This is a genomic window from Streptomyces griseorubiginosus, assembly GCF_017614965.1.
Lineage (GTDB): Bacteria > Actinomycetota > Actinomycetes > Streptomycetales > Streptomycetaceae > Streptomyces > Streptomyces griseorubiginosus_B.
In genome coordinates, this window is sequence record NZ_WVUG01000072.1 from 14,139 (window position 1) to 32,435 (window position 18,297).

At 71.6% G+C, this 18,297-nt stretch carries 18 protein-coding genes and 1 pseudogene; 11 read left to right on the forward strand and 8 right to left on the reverse strand.

Translation table 11 applies throughout. The annotated features are described in order from the left end of the window. Positions 1-6: 6 nt before the first annotated feature. The gene (locus GRC12_RS46410; protein WP_280117479.1) at positions 7-132 is read right to left on the reverse strand and encodes a hypothetical protein; all 126 of its coding nucleotides are present in this window, start codon (positions 130-132) and stop codon (positions 7-9) included. A gap of 251 nt (positions 133-383) precedes the next feature. Here GRC12_RS46410 and rhaI point away from each other — a divergent pair, with 251 nt between their 5' ends. The 6 genes from rhaI to GRC12_RS16295 all read left to right on the forward strand — a co-directional run bounded on the left by rhaI (position 384) and on the right by GRC12_RS16295 (position 8,049). Then, positions 384-1,544: an L-rhamnose isomerase gene (rhaI, locus tag GRC12_RS16270; RefSeq protein ID WP_208779968.1), complete on the forward strand. Its 1,161-nt coding sequence runs from the start codon at positions 384-386 to the stop codon at positions 1,542-1,544. 55 nt (positions 1,545-1,599) lie between these two features. Then, positions 1,600-3,639 (forward strand): bifunctional aldolase/short-chain dehydrogenase, encoded by a 2,040-nt coding sequence (locus tag GRC12_RS16275; protein WP_208779971.1) that lies wholly within the window; start codon positions 1,600-1,602, stop codon positions 3,637-3,639. Beyond that, positions 3,636-5,084: a rhamnulokinase gene (locus tag GRC12_RS16280; protein ID WP_208779974.1), complete on the forward strand. Its 1,449-nt coding sequence runs from the start codon at positions 3,636-3,638 to the stop codon at positions 5,082-5,084. The genes GRC12_RS16275 and GRC12_RS16280 overlap by 4 nt, the downstream gene beginning before the upstream one ends. Positions 5,085-5,156: 72 nt before the next feature. Further along, positions 5,157-5,912: a (Fe-S)-binding protein gene (locus tag GRC12_RS16285; protein WP_208779975.1), complete on the forward strand. Its 756-nt coding sequence runs from the start codon at positions 5,157-5,159 to the stop codon at positions 5,910-5,912. Next, entirely contained in the window at positions 5,909-7,396 is a 1,488-nt protein-coding gene (locus tag GRC12_RS16290) for a LutB/LldF family L-lactate oxidation iron-sulfur protein (RefSeq protein WP_208779977.1), read from the forward strand. The genes GRC12_RS16285 and GRC12_RS16290 overlap by 4 nt, the downstream gene beginning before the upstream one ends. Then, positions 7,393-8,049 carry a LutC/YkgG family protein gene (locus tag GRC12_RS16295; protein WP_208779980.1) on the forward strand — a complete coding sequence of 219 codons (657 nt, stop codon included), beginning with the start codon at positions 7,393-7,395 and terminating at the stop codon, positions 8,047-8,049. Before GRC12_RS16290 ends, GRC12_RS16295 begins: the two co-directional genes overlap by 4 nt. 28 nt (positions 8,050-8,077) lie before the next feature. Here GRC12_RS16295 and GRC12_RS16300 read toward each other — a convergent pair whose 3' ends face one another. Next, the gene (locus GRC12_RS16300; protein WP_208779981.1) at positions 8,078-8,662 is read right to left on the reverse strand and encodes a hypothetical protein; all 585 of its coding nucleotides are present in this window, start codon (positions 8,660-8,662) and stop codon (positions 8,078-8,080) included. 64 nt (positions 8,663-8,726) lie between these two features. On the opposite strand from GRC12_RS16300, the gene GRC12_RS16305 reads away from it, so the two are divergent. Further along, a complete protein-coding gene (locus GRC12_RS16305) occupies positions 8,727-8,888 on the forward strand; it encodes a hypothetical protein (RefSeq protein WP_208779983.1) in 162 nt (53 codons plus the stop codon). A 427-nt stretch (positions 8,889-9,315) separates the two neighbouring features. Here GRC12_RS16305 and GRC12_RS16310 read toward each other — a convergent pair whose 3' ends face one another. After that, on the reverse strand, positions 9,316-9,885 hold the full coding sequence (locus GRC12_RS16310; protein ID WP_208779984.1) for a TetR/AcrR family transcriptional regulator: 570 nt from the start codon (positions 9,883-9,885) through the stop codon (positions 9,316-9,318). A 137-nt stretch (positions 9,886-10,022) separates the two neighbouring features. Between GRC12_RS16310 and GRC12_RS16315 the strand changes: the two genes are divergently transcribed. The 3 genes from GRC12_RS16315 to GRC12_RS16325 all read left to right on the forward strand — a co-directional run bounded on the left by GRC12_RS16315 (position 10,023) and on the right by GRC12_RS16325 (position 13,323). Further along, entirely contained in the window at positions 10,023-10,880 is an 858-nt protein-coding gene (locus GRC12_RS16315; protein ID WP_208780004.1) for an AAA family ATPase, read from the forward strand. Continuing rightward, positions 10,877-12,232 carry a vWA domain-containing protein gene (locus GRC12_RS16320; protein ID WP_208779986.1) on the forward strand — a complete coding sequence of 452 codons (1,356 nt, stop codon included), beginning with the start codon at positions 10,877-10,879 and terminating at the stop codon, positions 12,230-12,232. The genes GRC12_RS16315 and GRC12_RS16320 overlap by 4 nt, the downstream gene beginning before the upstream one ends. Before the next feature lie 119 nt (positions 12,233-12,351). Continuing rightward, entirely contained in the window at positions 12,352-13,323 is a 972-nt protein-coding gene (locus GRC12_RS16325; protein ID WP_208779987.1) for an NAD(P)-dependent alcohol dehydrogenase, read from the forward strand. 32 nt (positions 13,324-13,355) lie between these two features. On the opposite strand, the gene GRC12_RS16330 is transcribed toward GRC12_RS16325, so the two are convergent. Next, positions 13,356-13,718: a cupin domain-containing protein gene (locus tag GRC12_RS16330; protein ID WP_133049431.1), complete on the reverse strand. Its 363-nt coding sequence runs from the start codon at positions 13,716-13,718 to the stop codon at positions 13,356-13,358. Between the two features lie 133 nt (positions 13,719-13,851). On the opposite strand from GRC12_RS16330, the gene GRC12_RS16335 reads away from it, so the two are divergent. Further along, on the forward strand, positions 13,852-14,247 hold the full coding sequence (locus GRC12_RS16335) for a nuclear transport factor 2 family protein (protein ID WP_208779989.1): 396 nt from the start codon (positions 13,852-13,854) through the stop codon (positions 14,245-14,247). On the opposite strand, the gene GRC12_RS16340 is transcribed toward GRC12_RS16335, so the two are convergent. From GRC12_RS16340 to GRC12_RS16355, 4 genes and pseudogenes are all read right to left on the reverse strand, one after another. Further along, positions 14,242-15,225: a threo-3-hydroxy-L-aspartate ammonia-lyase gene (locus tag GRC12_RS16340; RefSeq protein ID WP_208779990.1), complete on the reverse strand. Its 984-nt coding sequence runs from the start codon at positions 15,223-15,225 to the stop codon at positions 14,242-14,244. The genes GRC12_RS16335 and GRC12_RS16340 overlap by 6 nt on opposite strands. 311 nt (positions 15,226-15,536) lie before the next feature. Then, a pseudogene (locus GRC12_RS45600) lies at positions 15,537-16,163 on the reverse strand (helix-turn-helix transcriptional regulator); the annotation flags it as partial. 89 nt (positions 16,164-16,252) lie between these two features. Continuing rightward, positions 16,253-17,611, reverse strand: coding sequence for a hypothetical protein (locus GRC12_RS16350; protein ID WP_208779995.1), 1,359 nt, complete (start codon positions 17,609-17,611; stop codon positions 16,253-16,255). Positions 17,612-17,690: 79 nt separating this feature from the next. After that, positions 17,691-18,297, reverse strand: a 607-nt coding sequence (locus GRC12_RS16355) for an FAD-dependent monooxygenase (RefSeq protein ID WP_208779999.1), incomplete at its 5' end; no start/stop codon positions are given.

The window sequence follows — 18,297 nt, forward strand, 5'->3', positions numbered from 1 at the left end:
CCGCGGTCACTCGGGACCGGCGAACGGATGCCGTACGGCGGTGGGCGGCCAGGCGGGAGCGGTGTAGGGCCGCCGGAAGGTGGGGTGGCCCGAGCCGACCTCGAACGGCTGCTCGCCGCCCGGCAGTTGCATGTCGGCCCGGGTGCGGGCGGGCAGTCCAGTCGACGGGGGGCCAGCAGTCCCCGTGCGGCGTCCCGGCCCGGAAGGGTGCGTGAATCGTTTCACGGAATGGTGAGCCCGTCGTGACACTCCGTCAAGGGGTCCGACTGCTGATGATCCGGTTTTCGTAAACCTCACCTACGTGGTCGCGTCGACACCTTGACGGCGTCGCACTGCTGCGATTAGTTTCCCTGAAACGATTCAAACAGTGTTCAGAGGTGGTCATGCCAGACCCGTCCGCCGTGAAGACAGCACTCGCGGCACAGAAGATCGAGACCCCGTCGTGGGCCTACGGCAACTCCGGCACGCGCTTCAAGGTCTTCGCCCAGCCCGGCGTGCCGCGCGATCCCTGGGAGAAGCTGCGGGACGCGGCGAAGGTGCACGAGTTCACTGGCGTGGCGCCGACGGTCGCCCTGCACATTCCGTGGGACAAGGTCGACGACTACGGGAAGCTCGCGGCGTTCGCCCGGGAGCAGGGAGTGGCCCTGGGGGCGATCAACTCCAACACCTTCCAGGACGACGACTACAAGCTCGGCAGCATCTGCCACCCCGACGCGGCCGTACGCCGCAAAGCCGTCGACCACCTGCTGGAATGCGTCGACATCATGGACGCCACCGGCTCCCGCGACCTCAAACTGTGGTTCGCCGACGGCACCAACTACCCCGGCCAGGACGACCTCCGCGCCCGCCAGGACCGCCTCGCGGAGGCTCTCGCCGAGGTCTACCAGCGGCTCGGCGAGAACCAGCGGATGCTGTTGGAGTACAAGTTCTTCGAACCCGCCTTCTACTCCACCGACGTCCCCGACTGGGGCACCGCCTACACCCACTGCCTCAAGCTCGGCGAAAAGGCACAGGTCGTCGTGGACACCGGCCACCACGCACCCGGCACCAACATCGAGTTCATCGTCGCCACCCTCCTGCGCGAGAACAAACTCGGCGGCTTCGACTTCAACTCCCGCTTCTACGCCGACGACGACCTCATGGTCGGCGCCGCCGACCCCTTCCAGCTCTTCCGCATCATGTACGAAGTCATCCGAGGCGGCGGCTACACCCAAGACATCGCCTTCATGCTCGACCAGTGCCACAACATCGAAGCCAAGATCCCCGCCATCATCCGCTCCGTCATGAACGTCCAGGAAGCCACCGCCAAGGCCCTCCTCGTCGACCGCGACGCCCTCGCCCAAGCCCAGCGCGACGGCGACGTCCTCACCGCCAACGCCGTCCTCATGGACGCCTACAACACCGACGTACGCCCCCTCCTCGCCGAACTCCGCGAGGACATCGGCCTCGACCCCGACCCGATCGCCGCCTACCACCGCTCCGGATGGCAGCAGCGCATCGCCGCCGAACGAGTCGGCGGCACCCAGGCCGGCTGGGGCGCCTGACTCCCCCGCCTCTCGTTCTCCCACCGTTCCGACGAAGCAAGGAAGAGACCCGCTCATGGCACCCCACCCCGAAGCCGCCGCTCTGCTGGCCCGTTCGCATCGGCTCGGCTCCGATCCCCGTAACACCAACTACGCCGGCGGAAACGCCTCGGCGAAGGGCACCGAGACCGATCCCGTGACCGGTGGTGACGTCGAGTTGATGTGGGTCAAGGGGTCCGGTGGTGACCTCGGGACGCTGACGGAGGCCGGACTGGCCGTCCTGCGGCTCGACCGGTTGCGGGCACTCAAGGGGGTGTACCCGGGCGTGGAGCGCGAGGACGAGATGGTCGCCGCGTTCGACTACTGCCTGCACGGCAAGGGCGGTGCCGCTCCCTCCATCGACACGGCCATGCACGGGCTCGTCGAGGCCGCGCACGTCGACCATCTGCACCCCGACTCCGGGATCGCGCTGGCCTGCGCCGCCGACGGGGAGAAGCTGACCGCGGAGTGTTTCGGGGACAGTGTGGTGTGGGTGCCGTGGCGGCGGCCCGGGTTCCAGCTGGGCCTGGACATCGCGGCCGTGAAGGAGGCCAACCCGCAGGCCATCGGCTGCGTGCTCGGCGGACACGGGATCACGGCGTGGGGAGAGACCTCCGAGGAGTGCGAGCGCAACTCGCTGCACATCATCCGGACCGCGGAGGCGTTCCTGGCGGAGCGCGGCAGGCCTGAGCCGTTCGGGCCGGTGATCGAGGGCTACGAGGCGCTGCCCGACGACGAGCGCCGGGAGCGGGCCGCCGCGCTGGCGCCGTACGTCCGGGCCCTCGCTTCCCGGGACAAGCCGCAGGTCGGGCACTTCACCGACGCGGACGTCGTGCTCGACTTCGTCGCGCGGGCCGAGCATCCGCGGCTGGCCGCGCTGGGTACCTCGTGCCCGGACCACTTCCTTCGGACGAAGGTACGGCCGCTCGTCCTCGACCTGCCGCCCAGCGCGCCGCTGGAGGAGGCCGTCGCCCGCCTCAAGGAGCTGCACGCCGAGTACCGCGAGGAGTACGCGGCCTACTACCAGCGGCACGCGCTGCCCGACTCCCCCGCGATGCGGGGCGCGGACCCGGCGATCGTGCTGGTGCCGGGGGTGGGCATGTTCTCGTTCGGCAAGGACAAGCAGACCGCGCGCGTGGCCGGCGAGTTCTACGTCAACGCCATCAACGTGATGCGGGGCGCCGAGGCGGTGTCGACGTACGCGCCGATCGAGGAGTCGGAGAAGTTCCGCATCGAGTACTGGGCGCTGGAGGAGGCCAAGCTCCAGCGGATGCCGAGGCCCAAGCCGCTGGCGACGCGGGTGGCGCTGGTGACGGGGGCCGGCAGCGGGATCGGGAAGGCGATCGCCGAGCGGCTGGTCGGTGAGGGCGCCTGTGTCGTCGTCGCCGATCTGAACGCCGAGAACGCGGCCGCCGTGGCCGAGGAGCTGGGCGGATCGGACAAGGCCGTCGCCGTGACCGTAGACGTGACGTCCGAGGAGCAGATCGCGGAGGCGTTCAAGGCGGCCGTGCTCGCGTTCGGCGGGGTCGACCTGGTCGTCAACAACGCGGGCATCTCGATCTCCAAGCCGCTGCTGGAGACCTCGGCGAGGGACTGGGACCTGCAGCACGACATCATGGCCCGCGGTTCCTTCCTCGTCTCGCGCGAGGCGGCCCGGGTGATGATCGCGCAGGAGCTGGGGGGCGACATCGTCTACATCGCCTCCAAGAACGCCGTCTTCGCCGGTCCCAACAACATCGCCTACTCCGCCACCAAGGCCGACCAGGCCCATCAGGTGCGGCTGCTGGCCGCCGAGCTGGGTGAGCACGGCATCCGCGTCAACGGGGTCAACCCGGACGGTGTGGTGCGCGGATCCGGGATCTTCGCGGGCGGCTGGGGCGCGCAGCGCGCGGCCGTGTACGGGGTGCCGGAGGAGAAGCTGGGCGAGTTCTACGCGCAGCGGACCATCCTCAAGCGTGAGGTGCTGCCCGAGCACGTCGCGAACGCCGTGTTCGCGCTGACCGGCGGAGAGCTGACGCACACCACCGGCCTGCACGTCCCGGTCGACGCCGGCGTCGCGGCCGCGTTCCTGCGATGAGCGGCGCGGTGAAGTCGTACGCCGCGGTCGACCTCGGCGCGTCCAGCGGGCGTGTCATGGTCGGCAGTGTCGGCCCCGACAGCCTGGAGCTGTCCGAGGCGCACCGGTTCGTGAACCGGCCGGTGCGCGTTCCGGAGGGGCTGCGCTGGGACGTGCTCGCGCTGTACGGGGGTGTGCTGGACGGCCTCAGGGCTGCCGGGCAGGTCGACTCGGTCGGCATCGACAGCTGGGCCGTGGACTACGGGCTGCTGGACGCCGACGGGGCGCTGCTGGGCAACCCGGTGCACTACCGGGACTCCCGCACCGAGGGTGTCGCGGAGAAGGTGTGGGCGACCCTGCCCGCCGAGCGGTTGTACGCGGCGACCGGGTTGCAGTACGCGCCCTTCAACACGCTGTACCAGTTGGTCGCGGCCCGGGATTCCGCCCAACTCGCGGCCGCTCGGCGCCTGTTGCTCATTCCCGATCTGCTGTCGTACTGGTTGACCGGCGAGCAGGGCACCGAGCTGACCAACGCCTCGACGACCCAGCTGATCGACCCCCGCACGCGCGGGTGGTCGTACGACGTCGCCTCCCGGCTGGGCGTCGACCTCGGGCTGTTCGCGCCGCTGCGGCAGCCCGGCGATCCGGCGGGTGTGCTGCGGGCGGAGGTGCTGGAGGAGACGGGGCTCACGGGTCCGGTGCCGGTGACGACGGTCGGCTCGCACGACACGGCGTCCGCGGTGGCCGCGGTGCCGGCGGACGGGGAGCGGTTCGCGTACATCTGCACCGGGACCTGGTCGCTGGCGGGGCTCGAGCTGGACGCGCCCGTGCTGGGCGAGGAGAGCCGGGCGGCCAACTTCACCAATGAGCTCGGGCTGGACGGCACGGTCCGCTATCTGCGGAACATCATGGGGCTGTGGCTGCTGCAGGAGTGCGTACGGGCCTGGGGCGAGCCGGAGTTGGGCGGGCTGCTGCTGGAGGCGGCCAAGGTGCCCGCGCTGCGGTCGGTGGTGGACGCGGGGGACGCGGCGTTCCTGGCGCCGGGCCGGATGCCGGAGCGGATCGCCGAGGCGTGCCGCGCCTCGGGGCAGCCGGTTCCGGGGACGCCCGCCGAGATCACCCGGTGCATCCTCGACTCGCTCGCCCTCGCGCACCGCAGGGCGGTCGAGGACGCGCAGCGGCTGGCGGGTCACCCGGTCGACGTCGTGCACGTGGTCGGGGGCGGCACCCGGAACGCGCTGCTGTGCCAGCTGACCGCCGACGCCTGCGGGCTGCCCGTGGTGGCGGGCCCGACGGAGGCGGCGGCGCTGGGGAACGTGCTGGTCCAGGCCCGGGCCCACGGTCTCGTCGGCGATCTCGCGAGCGGGCGGCGGCTGCTCACCCGTACCCAGCCGCTCACCCGGTACGAGCCGCGGGGCGACACGGCGCCGTGGCGGGAGGCGCAGACCCGGCTCGCCGACCGGTGAACGGGGTCTCCCCCGCGACCGCCGGGCCGACTACTCTGCACTCATCCGATGATCGATTCACAAGGAGCCGCGATGCGTGTCGCTCTGTTCCTGACCTGCGTCAACGACACGCTGTATCCGGACACCGGGCGCGCCGTGGTGAAACTGCTGACCAGGCTGGGCGTCGAGGTCGACTTCCCGATGGCCCAGACCTGCTGCGGGCAGGCGCACTACAACACCGGCTACCGGCATGAGGCCGAGCCTCTTGCCCGGCATTTCTCCGATGTCTTCGGGGAGTACGAGGCGATCGTCACGCCGTCCGGGTCGTGCGGGGCGATGGTGCGGGAGCTGTATCCGCGGATGGGTGAGCGGGCCCGGGCCGAGGGGCGGGGGGACACCCTCGCCGCGACGCTGGCGCCGGTGGTGCCGAAGACGTACGAGCTGACGGAGTTCCTGGTGGACGTGCTGGGGGTGACGGACGTCGGGGCGTACTACCCGCACACGGTGACCTACCACCCCACCTGCCACGGGCTGCGTGGGCTGGGCCTCGGCGACCGGCCCCGGCGACTGCTGAAGGCCGTGAAGGGGCTGGAGTTGGTCGAACTGCCCGATGCCGATGAGTGCTGCGGCTTCGGCGGCACCTTCGCGTTGAAGAACTCCGACGTCTCCACGGCGATGGGTGTCGACAAGGTGCGCAACGCCGAGTCGACCGGCGCCGAGGTGCTGTGCGCGGCCGACAACTCGTGTCTGATGCACATCGGCGGGACCATGAGCCGGCTCGAGGTGGGGATGAGACCGGTGCACATCGCGGAGATCCTGGCGAGCACGGAGGAGGAGCCGGCCGTATGAGCGGGACCTATCTGGGAATGCCGGCCTTTCCCGAGGCCGCGCACGAAGCGGTGGGCAACCAGACCCTGCGCGGGAATCTGCGCCACGCCACGCACACCATCCGCGCCAAGCGGGCCAAGGCGGTCGCGGAGGTGTCCGACTGGGCGCTCCTGCGGGAGGCGGGCAAGCGGATCAAAGACCATACGCTGCGGCATCTCGACCGGTATCTGGTGCAGTTGGAGGAGTCGGTCACGGCCGCGGGCGGCACCGTCCACTGGGCCGCCGACGCCGACGAGGCCAACCGGATCGTCGCCCGGCTGGTGAAGGAGACCGGCGAGTCGGAGGTCGTCAAGGTCAAGTCGATGGCCACGCAGGAGATCGGGCTCAACGAGGCCCTGGAGGCGGAGGGCATCCGGGCCTACGAGACCGATCTCGCCGAGCTGATCGTGCAGTTGGGCAAGGACCGGCCCTCGCACATCCTCGTCCCGGCCATCCACCGCAACCGGGGCGAGATCCGGGACATCTTCCGCGAGGAGATGGGCGAGTGGGGCCGCCCGGCCCCCGAGGGCCTGACCGACACGCCCGCCGAACTCGCCGAGGCCGCCCGGCTGCATCTGCGCGAGAAGTTCCTGCGGGCCAAGGTCGGCATCTCCGGCGCCAACTTCATGATCGCCGAGACCGGCACGCTGGTGGTCGTGGAGTCCGAGGGCAACGGGCGCATGTGCCTGACCCTGCCGCAGACGCTGATCTCGGTCGTCGGCATCGAGAAGATCCTGCCCACCTGGCGGGATCTGGAGGTGTTCCTGCAGACGCTGCCCCGCTCCTCGACGGCCGAGCGCATGAACCCGTACACCTCGATGTGGACCGGCACGACGGACTCCGAGACGGCCGACGGGCCGCGGACCTTCCACCTGGTGCTGCTCGACAACGGCCGCACCGACACCCTCGCCGACGAGGTCGGCCGCCAGGCGCTGCGCTGCATCCGCTGCTCGGCCTGCCTCAACGTCTGCCCGGTCTACGAACGGGCCGGCGGGCATGCCTACGGCTCGGTCTACCCGGGCCCCATCGGCGCCATCCTCAGCCCCCAACTGAGGGGCACGGCAAGCGAGATCGACGCCTCGCTGCCGTACGCGTCGTCGCTGTGCGGCGCCTGCTACGAGGTGTGCCCGGTCGCGATCGACATCCCGGAGGTGCTGGTGCATCTGCGGGAGCGGGTGGTGGAGGGCGGTCCGGCGGTACGGCAGGGCAACAAGGTGGTGCTCAAGCCGGCGAAGGGACATGCCGCCGAGCGGGCCGCCATGCGGGCCGCCCGCTGGGCGTTCACCCACCCCGGCGCCCTGCGCGGCGGCCAGCGGCTCGCCTCCCGCACCCGCCGGCTGCATCCGCGGACCCTGCCCGGACCGGGCAGGGCGTGGAGCGGCAGCCGGGATCTGCCGGCCCTCCCGGCGGAGCCGTTCCGGGACTGGTGGCAGCGCACAGGCGGTGGAAAGGGCGGTGCCAAGTGAGCAGCAGGGACAGGATCCTGGGCCGGGTGCGGCGCGCGCTGGCCGATGTGACACCGGACGAGCGGCCGTACGAAGAGGCCGTCGCCCGGGACTATCTGCGCGAGCACGGTGAGCGGAGTGTCGCCGAGACGGTCGATCTGCTGGCGGAGAACCTGGCGGACTACCGGGCGATCGTGCACCGGTGCGCTGCGGGCGAACTGGCGGCCCTGATCGGCCGGTTGCTCGCCGAGCGGGGTTCGAAGACGGTGGTGGTGCCCGCGGGGCTGGAGACGGAGTGGCTGTCGGGGGCCGAGGTCGAACGCATCGCGGATCTCGCCGACAGCACCCCGCACGAGCTCGACCGGGTCGGCAGCGTGGTCACGGCCTGCGCGCTCGCCGTCGCCGAGACCGGCACCATCGTCCTCGACGGCTCCCCCGACCAGGGCCGGCGCCGGATCACGCTGGTTCCCGACCATCACATCTGCGTCATCCGGGTGCCCGACCAGGTGGTCTCCTCCGTGCCCCAGGCCCTCGAACGCCTTGACCCGGCCCGCCCGTTGACGTGGATCTCCGGCCCGTCGGCCACCAGTGACATCGAGCTGGACCGGGTCGAGGGGGTGCACGGCCCGCGCACCCTCGAGGTCGTGCTCGTGAGCGAGGTGGCGGAGCCTTAGCGTCAGCAGTACGTCTCAGCAGTACGTCTCAGCAGTACGTCATCGGGCAGCCGCGGCGCAGTGAGTGCTCGGCGGCACGCAGGTACAGGGCGACGTAGAACGCCGTGTCCAGGTCCTCGCTCCAGGGGCCCGGCCGGACCGCGGCCAGTTCCTTCGCCTCACCCTCGAGGAACCAGAACGTCAGGCCGAGGTTCCCGGGCTGCTGCGGCACCTCCGGCGGCAGTCCGATGACGTCCGACAACCGCCGGGCCAGGGCGAGCACCTGCGGCGCTCCCGCGATCACGGTCGTGTCGGTGTAGGCGGAGCCGATCGGCAGATGTATCTCCTCCTCCAGCGACACCGGCACCAGCACCGTCCACTCGCCGAGGGTCTCCTGCTCCCGGGGTGTCAGATGCGCGCGGCACAGCGCGGCGAACCCGTCCATGGGAGGGCTGATCTTCTCCTCGAACCAGGCATTCGGTTCCTCTTCCGCTACCGGCTCGTACCGCGGCAGTCCGCGCCGCTCCAACTCCTCGTTGAGCGCCGAGGCGACGGCTCCCCGGGCGCCCTCGTCCTCGCCCTCGTCGCCCTCGGCCCATTCCCGGGCGCCCACACTGACCAGATAGATACCCATGCCCGGAACGTAGCGCCCGCCACTGACAATCACGTGCGGGGCGGTGGGCGCCGAGGTACTGATCGTGACGCCCATCGGCGCACGCGGCGGACTCAGTACTGCGGACGACCGCCACGGCACCCGCACCCGGCTCGGCGCTGCGGACGGCGCTTTGGCGCCGCAGTACCGGGCCCGCTACAGCGGCGCCGACTTCGGCGTCCGCCCCTTACCCAAGCAGACCTGGTGAAGTCCGCCGCGGTCCGGTCGCGCCCCCGAAGGGGCGCGGGGAACTGCGCGACCGACCACGACCGCGCCGCGGACGGCCGACAACGCATCCACCCCAGTGCTGGTGAAGTCCGCCGCGGTCCAGTCGCGCCCCCGAAGGGGCGCGGGGAACTGCGCGACCGACCACGACCGCGCCGCGGACGGCCGACAACGCATCCACCCCAGTGCTGGTGAAGTCCGCCGCGGTCCAGTCGCGCCCCCGAAGGGGCGCGGGGACCTGCGCGACCGGCCACGACGGCGCCGCGGACGGCCGACAACGCATCCACCCCAGTGCTGGTGAAGTCCACCGCGGTCCAGTCGCGCCCCCGAAGGGGCGCGGGGAACTGCGCGACCGACCACGACGGCGCCGCGGACGGCGGACGACGCATCCGGCACTTCCAGCGGAGCGCTCAGCGCATGCCGGCCGCGTCCAGCAAGGTCGTGACGGTGGCCGTGGTCAGGCCGTCCAGGGTCTCGATCCGGGCGCCCGCGCGGGCGCTCGCGCCGTCGAAGACCAGCATCAGCTGGCGGGCGAGGAGGTCGGGATCCGCGGCGCCACCCAACTCCGCCTGCGCGCGGAAGGCGTTCAGAAGATGCAGCTTGGCCTCCCGGGCGACCACGCTCGCCGGGTGCTCGGGGTCCTTCAGCTCGACGAGGGCGGCGAGGTAGGGGCAGCCCTGGTACTCGGGTTCCACGGAGAGCCTTTCCACCTGCCGGAAGACGTAGAGGATGCGTTCCCGTGGAGTGCCGGCGTCCTGCGGGCCCGGGGTGAGCTGAGCCGCGTAGCCGGGCGCCCGGCGCTCCAGGCTGGCCGCGAGGACCTCGTCCTTGCCGGCGAAGAGCTGGTACATCGACCGCTTCGACACTCCGGCCGTCCGGCACAGCGCCTCGACACCGATGGAGACACCGTCGCGGTAGAAGAGCTCGGAGGCGGCGTCGAGCAGCCGATCCCTGGTGGACGCCTTGTCTGTCGTGGCCATAGGGGGAGCGTACCTCCCGAAACCACCGAAGGAAACCGATCGGTGTGCAGGCGGGAGCTGCGGATTCCGGGGTGACAGGGGCGGTGAACAAGCGCTTAGATAGTAGACCCGGTACCGCCGCCCACCTGGAGGCCCCGTTGTTCACGTCCGTCGACGACGTCTCCGCGCGTCTCGCCGCCACCGGTTACCTCGCCTCACCGGCCGTGGCCACGACCGTCTTCCTCGCCGACCGGCTCGGCAAGCCGCTGCTGGTCGAGGGCCCGGCCGGGGTCGGCAAGACGGAGCTCGCCAAGGCGGTGGCCGAGGTCGCCGGGGCACGGCTGGTCCGTCTGCAGTGCTACGAGGGCGTCGACGAGTCCCGGGCACTGTACGAGTGGAACCACGCCAAGCAGCTGCTGCGCATCAGCGCGGGCCGCGACGAGACCTGGGACGAGACGCGCACCGACATCTTCAGCGAGGAGTTCCTGCTCACGCGCCCGCTGCTGACCGCGATCCGCGGCGACGAGCCCAAGGTGCTGCTGATCGACGAGACCGACAAGGCCGACGTCGAGGTGGAGGGCCTGCTCCTGGAGGTGCTCAGCGACTTCCAGGTGACGGTCCCCGAACTGGGCACGATCACCGCCACCCGGCGCCCCTTCGTCGTGCTGACCTCCAACGCGAGCCGTGAGCTGTCCGAGGCGCTGCGCCGCCGCTGTCTGTTCCTGCACATCGGCTTCCCGGACGAGGAGTTGGAGCGCCGGATCGTACGGCTCAAGGTGCCCGGCCTCGACGAGGCGCTGGCCACCTCCGTGGTCCGGGTGGTGGGCGCGCTGCGCGCCATGGACCTGCGCAAGGTCCCCTCGGTCGCCGAGACCATCGACTGGGCGCGCACCCTGCTCGCGCTCGGCGCCGACACCCTGCAGGAGACCGTCGTCCGCGAAACGCTGGGCGTGCTCCTCAAGCATCAGGACGACGTCCTCAAGGCCGCCGCCAAGCTCGACCTGGACGCGGTGTGACGGCGCCGGGCGTCGCGGAGCGGCTGACCTCGCTGGTCGGGGCCCTGCGGGCGCACGGTATGCGGATCGGCACCGGCGAGACCGTGGACGCGGCGCAGGCCGTCGCCGAACTGGGGCTGACCGACCGGGAGTTGCTGCGGGAGGGGCTGGCGGCGACGCTGCTGCACGGCCCGGCGCAACGCCAGGTGTTCGACCCGGTCTTCGACCTGTACTTCCCGCGCGGCATCGGCGCGCCCGAGACCGGGCCGGCGGACCGGGACGATCTGCGCGACCGTCTCGCGGCCGCCCTCGCCGCCGACGACCTCGCCCTGCTGGGCCGGTTGGCGGCGGAGGCGGTCGACGGCTTCGGCGGGTACGGCACCGCGCCGGGGTCGGACGGCTGGTCGTCGTACCAGACGCTGGAACGGCTGCGCCCGCAGACGCTGTTCGCCCGGGTCCGGGACGACGTCCGTGCCACGAGCGGCGGTTCGGGGTTCACCGACCGGCTGCTCGACGACGAGATCCGGCGGCGCATCGAGGCCTTCCGGCAGCAGGTGGCGGCGGAGGCGCGTCGGCGGGTGGCCGAGCGGCGCGACCGGGATCAGCTCGCCCGGCGCGCGGTGGCCACCACCCCCGACCGGGTCGACTTCCTCTACGCCGGCAAGGACCGGCTCGCCGAACTGCGCCGGACGGTGCAGCCGCTCGCCCGCAAGCTCGCCACCCGGCTCGCGGCGCGCCGGCGCCGGGCCGCGCGGGGCAGCATCGATCTGCGGCGCACGCTGCGCAGCTCGCTGTCGACGGGCGGGGTGCCGATGAAGCCGGTGCTGCGCAGGCGCCGTCCGGTCCGGCCCGAACTGGTGCTGCTGTGCGATGTGTCGGGCTCGGTGTCGGGGTTCTCGGACTTCACGATGCTGCTGGTGCAGGCGCTGCACGACCAGTTCAGCAAGGTGCGGGTGTTCGCCTTCGTCAACCGGATCGACGAGGTGACGGGACTGCTGGAGCACGGAGCCGCGGACGCGGAGGGGCTGAGCGCCCGTATCCGGGCCGAGGCGACACTCACGGGCTGGCACGGCAGCAGCGACTACGGCGTCGCGCTGGGCGAGTTCGCGGAGCGCTACGGCGAGGCGGTCGGCCCCCGTACGACGGTGTTCGTGCTCGGTGACGCACGGACGAACATGAGCGACCCCAACCTGGCCGCCGTACGCCACATCGGGGAACGGGCCCGCCGCGTCTACTGGTTGAACCCCGAGCCGCGCGCCCAGTGGGGCACGGGAGACTCCGCGGCACCGGAGTACGCCGAGCTGGTGGAGATGCACGAGTGCCGCAACGCCCGCCAGCTCGGCGCGCTGGTCGGCCGGCTGCTGCCCGTCTGAGCGCCGGTCGCCCGGCGGCTCGGCCCCGGCAGCGGGCTCATACCCGGGAACTAGGGCATCTCCCCTATGTCGCCCGGGGCTCCGTTTCCCTACGCTCGCCGGTGGCGGAGGGGGAAGCGATGAAGGCGATCATGCAGGACCGGTACGGATCGGTGGACGTGCTGGAGTACGGGGAGATGCCCCGGCCGGAGCCCGCCGACGGCGAGGTGCTGGTGCGCGTGCACGCGGCCTCGGTCAACGCCTACGACTGGCATTTCCTGCACGGCGACCCGAAGCTCGCCCGTCCCATGATGGGCCTGCTGAGGCCGAGGCACCGCATCAGGGGCCGAGACTTCGCCGGGCGCGTGGAATCGGTGGGTGCCGGCGTCACCTCGCTCAAACCGGGGGACGAGGTCTTCGGCGAGGCCGACGGCGCGTTCGCGGAGTACGTGTGCGCCCCGGAGAGCACGGTGGACGTGAAGCCCGCCAACCTCACCTTCGAGCAGGCGGCCGCGGTCCCGCTGGCGGCCAACACCGCGCTCATCGGCATCCGGGACGTGGCCCGGGTGGATCCCGGCGAGACCGTGCTGGTGAACGGTGCCTCCGGCGGCGTCGGCACGTTCGCCGTGCAGATCGCCAAGGCGTACGGCGCGCACGTGACGGCCGTGTGCCGCACCCGCAACGTCGATCTGGTCCGCTCACTGGGGGCGGACCACGTCATCGACTACACCAACGAGGACTTCACCCGCGGCGGACCGTACGACGTGGTTCTGGACCTGGTGGGAAACCGCTCCCTGGCCGAGTTCCGGAGCGCCCTGACTCCCACCGGGACCCTCGTGCTGTCCGGCGGAGGCATGTACGAGGGCGGCAGCTTCGTCGGGCCGATGGGACTGTTCCTCAAGCGCCGGGCGGTCGCACCCTTCGCGCGCCAACGGCTGGTGGAACTCCCGGCGAAGCAGAGCAAGGCGAACCTGGCCGAGCTGCGGAGGCTGGTCGAGTCCGGGAAGATCGCCCCTGTCGTGGAGCGGGTGTTCCCCCTCAGCGATGCGGCTCAGGCCATTCGCCACCTGGAGGTGGAGCACGCCCGCGCGAAGATCGTCATCACCGTGTGAGCGGCTCCACCCCGCGGGGCGGTCCCGGTCCTTCAGCCTTTGGCCTTCGCGTACTCCGTCGCCATCTGGCCCGCGAAGTCGTAGACCACGCACGGCTCGTCGCTGACCACCCAGGCGTCATGGCCCGGTGACACCACGAACACGTCGCCCGGTCCGACCTCCTGCTCGGCGCCGTCGTCCATGCGCAGCCGCATACGACCGGAGACGCAGTACCCGTTGTGGTGGACCTCGCAGCTCTTCGTTCCGGCGATGGGACCTACGGACTCGGACCAGCGCCAGCCGGGTTCGAAGGTGCCAACGGCGAAGTCCAGCCCGGACATGTGCACCGCTTCGAGGTGTCCGCGCGGGAAGTCGCGCCGCTCGTCGGGCTTGTCGATGGCCTTGATCTCAATCATGTCGGCTCCCTCCATTGCGAGCCCTGCCCACGCCACCATCGTCCGCCCGTGCGGTCGACACCGCCATTCGGGTGAGCGCAGAATGACGGCTGGAAGCCGCAATCGCCGAACCACCAGAAAGGTGGCGATCACCGTGGCTGAACACCCTCACGCACAACTCGTCCGCACCGGCTACGAAGCCTTCTCACGCGGCGACATGGACACCCTGCGCTCGATGATGACGAGCGACGCGACGCACCACGTGCCCGGCAGCCACCAGCTGTCCGGCGACTGCAAGGGGATCGACGCGATCCTCGACTACTACCGCCGGCTCTACGAGGAGACGGGCGGCACCTTCAAGGTCGAACTGCGCAACATCCTGGTGGACGGCCGCGGCCATGCCGTCTCCATGCACCATGTCACCGCCCAGCGCGGCGACAAGCGGATCGACGAGGACGGATGCATCGTCTTCCGGATCGTCGGGGACAAGATCACCGATCTCGACGAGTGTGTCGAGGACCTCGAACGGGGCGACGAGTTCTGGTCATGACGTCGCCGCCCGGCCGCACAGCCGGGCGAAACGGTCGGCGTCCACATTGCCGCCGGAGACGATGACACCGACCCGGCGGGGCAGCGCATCCACCCGCCCGGCGAGCAGCGCGGCCAGACCGGTGGCGCCGCTCGGCTCGACGACGATCTTCAGCCGCTCGAACGCGAACCGCATCGCCGCGCTGATCTCGTCGTCGGACACGAGAGCGATTCCGTCGACGAGCCGCTGGTTGACGGAGAAGGTCAGCTCGCCGGGCGTCTCCAGCGCCTGGCCGTCGGCGATGGTGCGCGGCACCGGGATGGTGACGCGTCGGCCGGCGTCCAGGGACCGTTTGGTGTCGTCCCCGGCCTCCGGCTCGACGCCGGTCACCCGGATGCCCGGGCTGACGCCCTTGGCCGCGGTGGCGCTCCCGGCGATCAGCCCGCCGCCGCCGACGGGCACGATCAGCGCGTCCAACTCTCCTGCCTCTTCCAGGAGTTCGAGAGCGGCGGTGCCCTGTCCCGCCATGACGTCGGGGTGCTCGTAGGGCGGGATGAGCACGAGGCCGCGTTCGTCGGCCAGGGCTTCGGCGACGGCGGTACGGTCCTCGGTGTAGCGGTCGTAGGTGACGATCTCGGCGCCGTAGCCCTCCGTGGCGGCCCGCTTGGAGGCGGGGGCGTCCTCGGGCATGACGATGACGGCCGAGGTGCCCAGTTCACGGGCGGCCAGGGCGACGGCCTGGGCGTGGTTGCCGGAGGAGTAGGCGGCGATGCCCCGGGCCAGCTGCTCGGGGGTGAGCCGGGAGGCGGCGTTGTAGGCGCCGCGGAACTTGAAGGCGCCCACGCGCTGGAAGTTCTCGCACTTGAGGTGGACCTCGGCACCGACGAGGGCGTCGAGGGTGCGTGAGCGCAGGACGGGCGTACGGTGAGCGACGCCCCGAAGCCGGACCGCCGCGTCACGGACGGTGTCGAGGGTGACGGGCGGGGTGGTGGTCGTCACGCGGGTCCTCCAGCGGTGGTCGGGGCGGTGGCGGCGCGGGCGGGTCCTGCGGCGGTGCTCGGGGCGGAGGCGGCGCGGGCCGCGGGTCCTCCAGCCGTGGTCGGCGCGGAAGCGGCACCGGCCGCAGACCCTCCAGCCGTGATCCGCGCCGAAGCGGCACCGGCCGCAGGCCCTCCAGCCGTGGTCGGGGCGGAAGCCGCGCGGGCCGCAGGTCCTCCAGCGGTAGACGGCGCCGAAGCGGCACCGGCCGCAGGCCCTCCAGCCGTGGTCCGCGCCGAAGCGGCACCGGCCGCAGGCCCTCCAGCGGTAGGCGGGGCGGAGGCGGCGCGGGCCTGGGAGAGGTAGCTGTAGGCGGATGCGCGGGAGATGCCGAGCCGCCCGGCGACCTGTTCGACGGCGCGGCGCACCGCGAAGACGCCGTGGTCGTCGAGGGCGCGGAACAGGTCGAGGCGTTCGGCGCGGTCGAGGGCGGCCCAGGGGCGGTTGCGCCCGATCCGGTGGGCGTCGAGAAGGGCGTCGACGACCGAGTCGATGTCGTTGCCGAAGGTGGTGACCGGCGCGTCGGCCGCGCCGGCGGCGACTCCGGACAGCGCGCCGAGCAGGGCGCGGGCCTCCTGGACGGCGGTGACGTCGACGTTGAGGCACAGGGCGCCGAAGACCGCTCCGGTGGAGTCGCGCAGCACCATCGTGGACGCCTTGACCAGCGTGCCGGAGGGGGTGCGCGTGACGTAGTTCAGCTCGTCCTCGGCCCGGTCGCCGCGGGCCAGGACACGCAGGCCGATCTCGCTCATCGCGCCGCCCACGGCCCGCCCGGTCACCGAACCGGCGACGGCCACGACCGAGTTCTCCGGGTGGCGGTAGTCGTGCAGGACCGCCTCGCACACCGGTCCGAAGGTCGCCGCGATCCCCACGACGACCGGTCGCAGCGCCGCGAGGATCGCGTCCCGCTCGGCGTCGACGGCCCCGGCGCCCGTGTCACCCGTGTCACCCGTGTCGCCCGCGTCATCGGTGTCGTCGGTGTCGTCCGTCACGGACCGTAGACTACAGGTCCAACTCCTGGACGAACAGTCCAGGACCAGGGGCTGTCATGGGTCGCGGCGTACGTCAGCGCGTCACGGGCGGCATGACGGTCGCCGATCGTCTCCCACCACGGGTGCGTGTGCATCTCCTCGGCGAGGCGCCGGCACCGCTCCCGCGCGTCCGCCAGTCGCTCCCGCTGCTCGCCGGTGATCTCGGCGCGGCCCGCCGCGATGTCCGCGCCGCTCGGCAGATGCGCGGCGATGTCCGCGGCGTGTTCCAGGGCCCGGGTGAAGGTGCGCCGGGCGGCGACCAGATCACCCGGTATGACGAACTCCCCCACGACGAACGGGCGGGAGAACTCGGACGGTCCCGGCTCGGTGTGCCACAGCGAGGCGTCGATGGGCCGCTCGTCGTCCAGCGCCCCGGTCAGCTCGGCCCGCACGCCCCCTGCGGCCCCCTCGGGGCGTCGCTCCGCGCCGGTCGCGGGTCGAGCCGTCGGTACGACCATGCCCGGGACGGGTTCGGGCCGGCCCTCGAGGAACTCCTCCTTGTCGTTCGGGGTGACCCACATGTGCCAGCCGCGCCGGCCCGAGGGACGGGGCAGGTACAGGGAGACGAGCTCACCGGTGGCGGTGCGCCGGATGACGTCCTCGTAGTAGAGACCCCGGACCGGTTCCCACAGCGCGTGCCGGCCGCCGCAGCGGCCCGCGCCCTGCTGGGGGCAGGGCACCGGGTTGCTCCAGTCGCAACGGGACATGTGCAGCTGCTTGATCCCGCCGCGCACCGGGAGGGCGGCGCGGTCGGTGACGTCGCGCCAGCTCTGCACGTTCAGCCGGGCCCAGGGGGCGCGGTCGATCGGTATCGCGTTCTCGTTGTTGACCAGCCACAGCGGGGTCAGCCCCGCCCGGCGCGCCATCCGGGTGCGGTCGTCGACGGAACCGCCCGCTATCGCGGCGAGCTGGATTTCGTAGGCGAGCCGGTGGCTGTCGGCGCCCTCCACGGTGAGGTCCACGCGGCCCTTTCCGTGCTCACCCGCGGCCGGTCGCGTCACCCGGAATCCCTCGCCCGACGCGACCTCGGCCGTGTATTCCCCCAGCGCCTTGTGGAGATCGCTTTCCGCCTTCGTCTCGGGGCGTTCCCCTTTTGCCACATGCATCGCGTGCGGACGGCCGTTGACCTTGCGGATGGTCATGAAGCCGGGGCAGATGAACCCCTCGTCCTCATGGGCTTCCAGGCAGTAGAGAAGATCCGGTTGGTAATTGCCGTAGATCTCGTCGAGCAGCCGGGGGTATTCGGGGTGCCCGAGATCGGCCTCGGTCAGATCGAGCGTGATACCGAGGCCCCTGTGCCAGACGCTGTAGGTCATATGGCGAGAGTAGGACGTACCACTGACAATGGGCCCCCGGAGAGATCACGGGGGCCCGGTAAAAGCGCCTTCGGCGTTTTCAGGAACCGACGGAATTGGCTTCCGGATCAAGGCCCGTCATGAGTTCCGCGAAAGCGCCTGCCGCGGCCCGTGAGGTGAAGAGCCGGTCGAGGCGGGCGCGGGCGAGGTGGCTCAGGAACGGCCCGGCGTCGGTGTCGTCACCCGCGTCGTGGACCGTGCGGGTCAGCCAGTGGGAGAACTCCTGGTCGTTCCAGACGCGGCGCAGACAGCGGCGTGAGTAGGCGCGCAGGCCGGTGTCGTCGTGGTCGTGCACGAAGTCCCGTACGGCGCGGGCGAGGACGTCGGCGTCGTAGAGGGCGAGGTTCATGCCCTTGCCGCCCATCGGGGAGACGATGTGCGCGGCGTCGCCGACCAGGAAGAGACGGCCGTACTGCATCGGGTCGTGGACGAGACTGCGCAGCCGGAAGATCTCCCGGTCGGTGATCGGGCCGGAGGGCAGCGCCGGGTCGCCGAGGCGGGTGCGCAGGGCGTCCCAGACGCGGGTGTCGGACCAGGCGTCGGGGTGGTCGTCGGGCGGGCACTGGAGGTAGTAGCGGCTGCTGCGCGGGCCGCGCGGGAAGTGCGCGGCGAAGCCCTGGGGGCTGACGGCCAGGAGGGGGTGGGCC

Excerpts from the sequence above, each read along its gene's own strand:
- GRC12_RS46410 (WP_280117479.1), bottom strand. The coding sequence starts at position 132 with ATGCAACTGCCGGGCGGCGAGCAGCCGTTCGAGGTCGGCTCGGGCCAC.
- rhaI (WP_208779968.1), top strand. The coding sequence starts at position 384 with ATGCCAGACCCGTCCGCCGTGAAGACAGCACTCGCGGCACAGAAGATC.
- GRC12_RS16275 (WP_208779971.1), top strand. The coding sequence starts at position 1,600 with ATGGCACCCCACCCCGAAGCCGCCGCTCTGCTGGCCCGTTCGCATCGG.
- GRC12_RS16280 (WP_208779974.1), top strand. The coding sequence starts at position 3,636 with ATGAGCGGCGCGGTGAAGTCGTACGCCGCGGTCGACCTCGGCGCGTCC.
- GRC12_RS16285 (WP_208779975.1), top strand. The coding sequence starts at position 5,157 with ATGCGTGTCGCTCTGTTCCTGACCTGCGTCAACGACACGCTGTATCCG.
- GRC12_RS16290 (WP_208779977.1), top strand. The coding sequence starts at position 5,909 with ATGAGCGGGACCTATCTGGGAATGCCGGCCTTTCCCGAGGCCGCGCAC.
- GRC12_RS16300 (WP_208779981.1), bottom strand. The coding sequence starts at position 8,662 with ATGGGTATCTATCTGGTCAGTGTGGGCGCCCGGGAATGGGCCGAGGGC.
- GRC12_RS16310 (WP_208779984.1), bottom strand. The coding sequence starts at position 9,885 with ATGGCCACGACAGACAAGGCGTCCACCAGGGATCGGCTGCTCGACGCC.
- GRC12_RS16325 (WP_208779987.1), top strand. The coding sequence starts at position 12,352 with ATGAAGGCGATCATGCAGGACCGGTACGGATCGGTGGACGTGCTGGAG.
- GRC12_RS16330 (WP_133049431.1), bottom strand. The coding sequence starts at position 13,718 with ATGATTGAGATCAAGGCCATCGACAAGCCCGACGAGCGGCGCGACTTC.
- GRC12_RS16350 (WP_208779995.1), bottom strand. The coding sequence starts at position 17,611 with ATGACCTACAGCGTCTGGCACAGGGGCCTCGGTATCACGCTCGATCTG.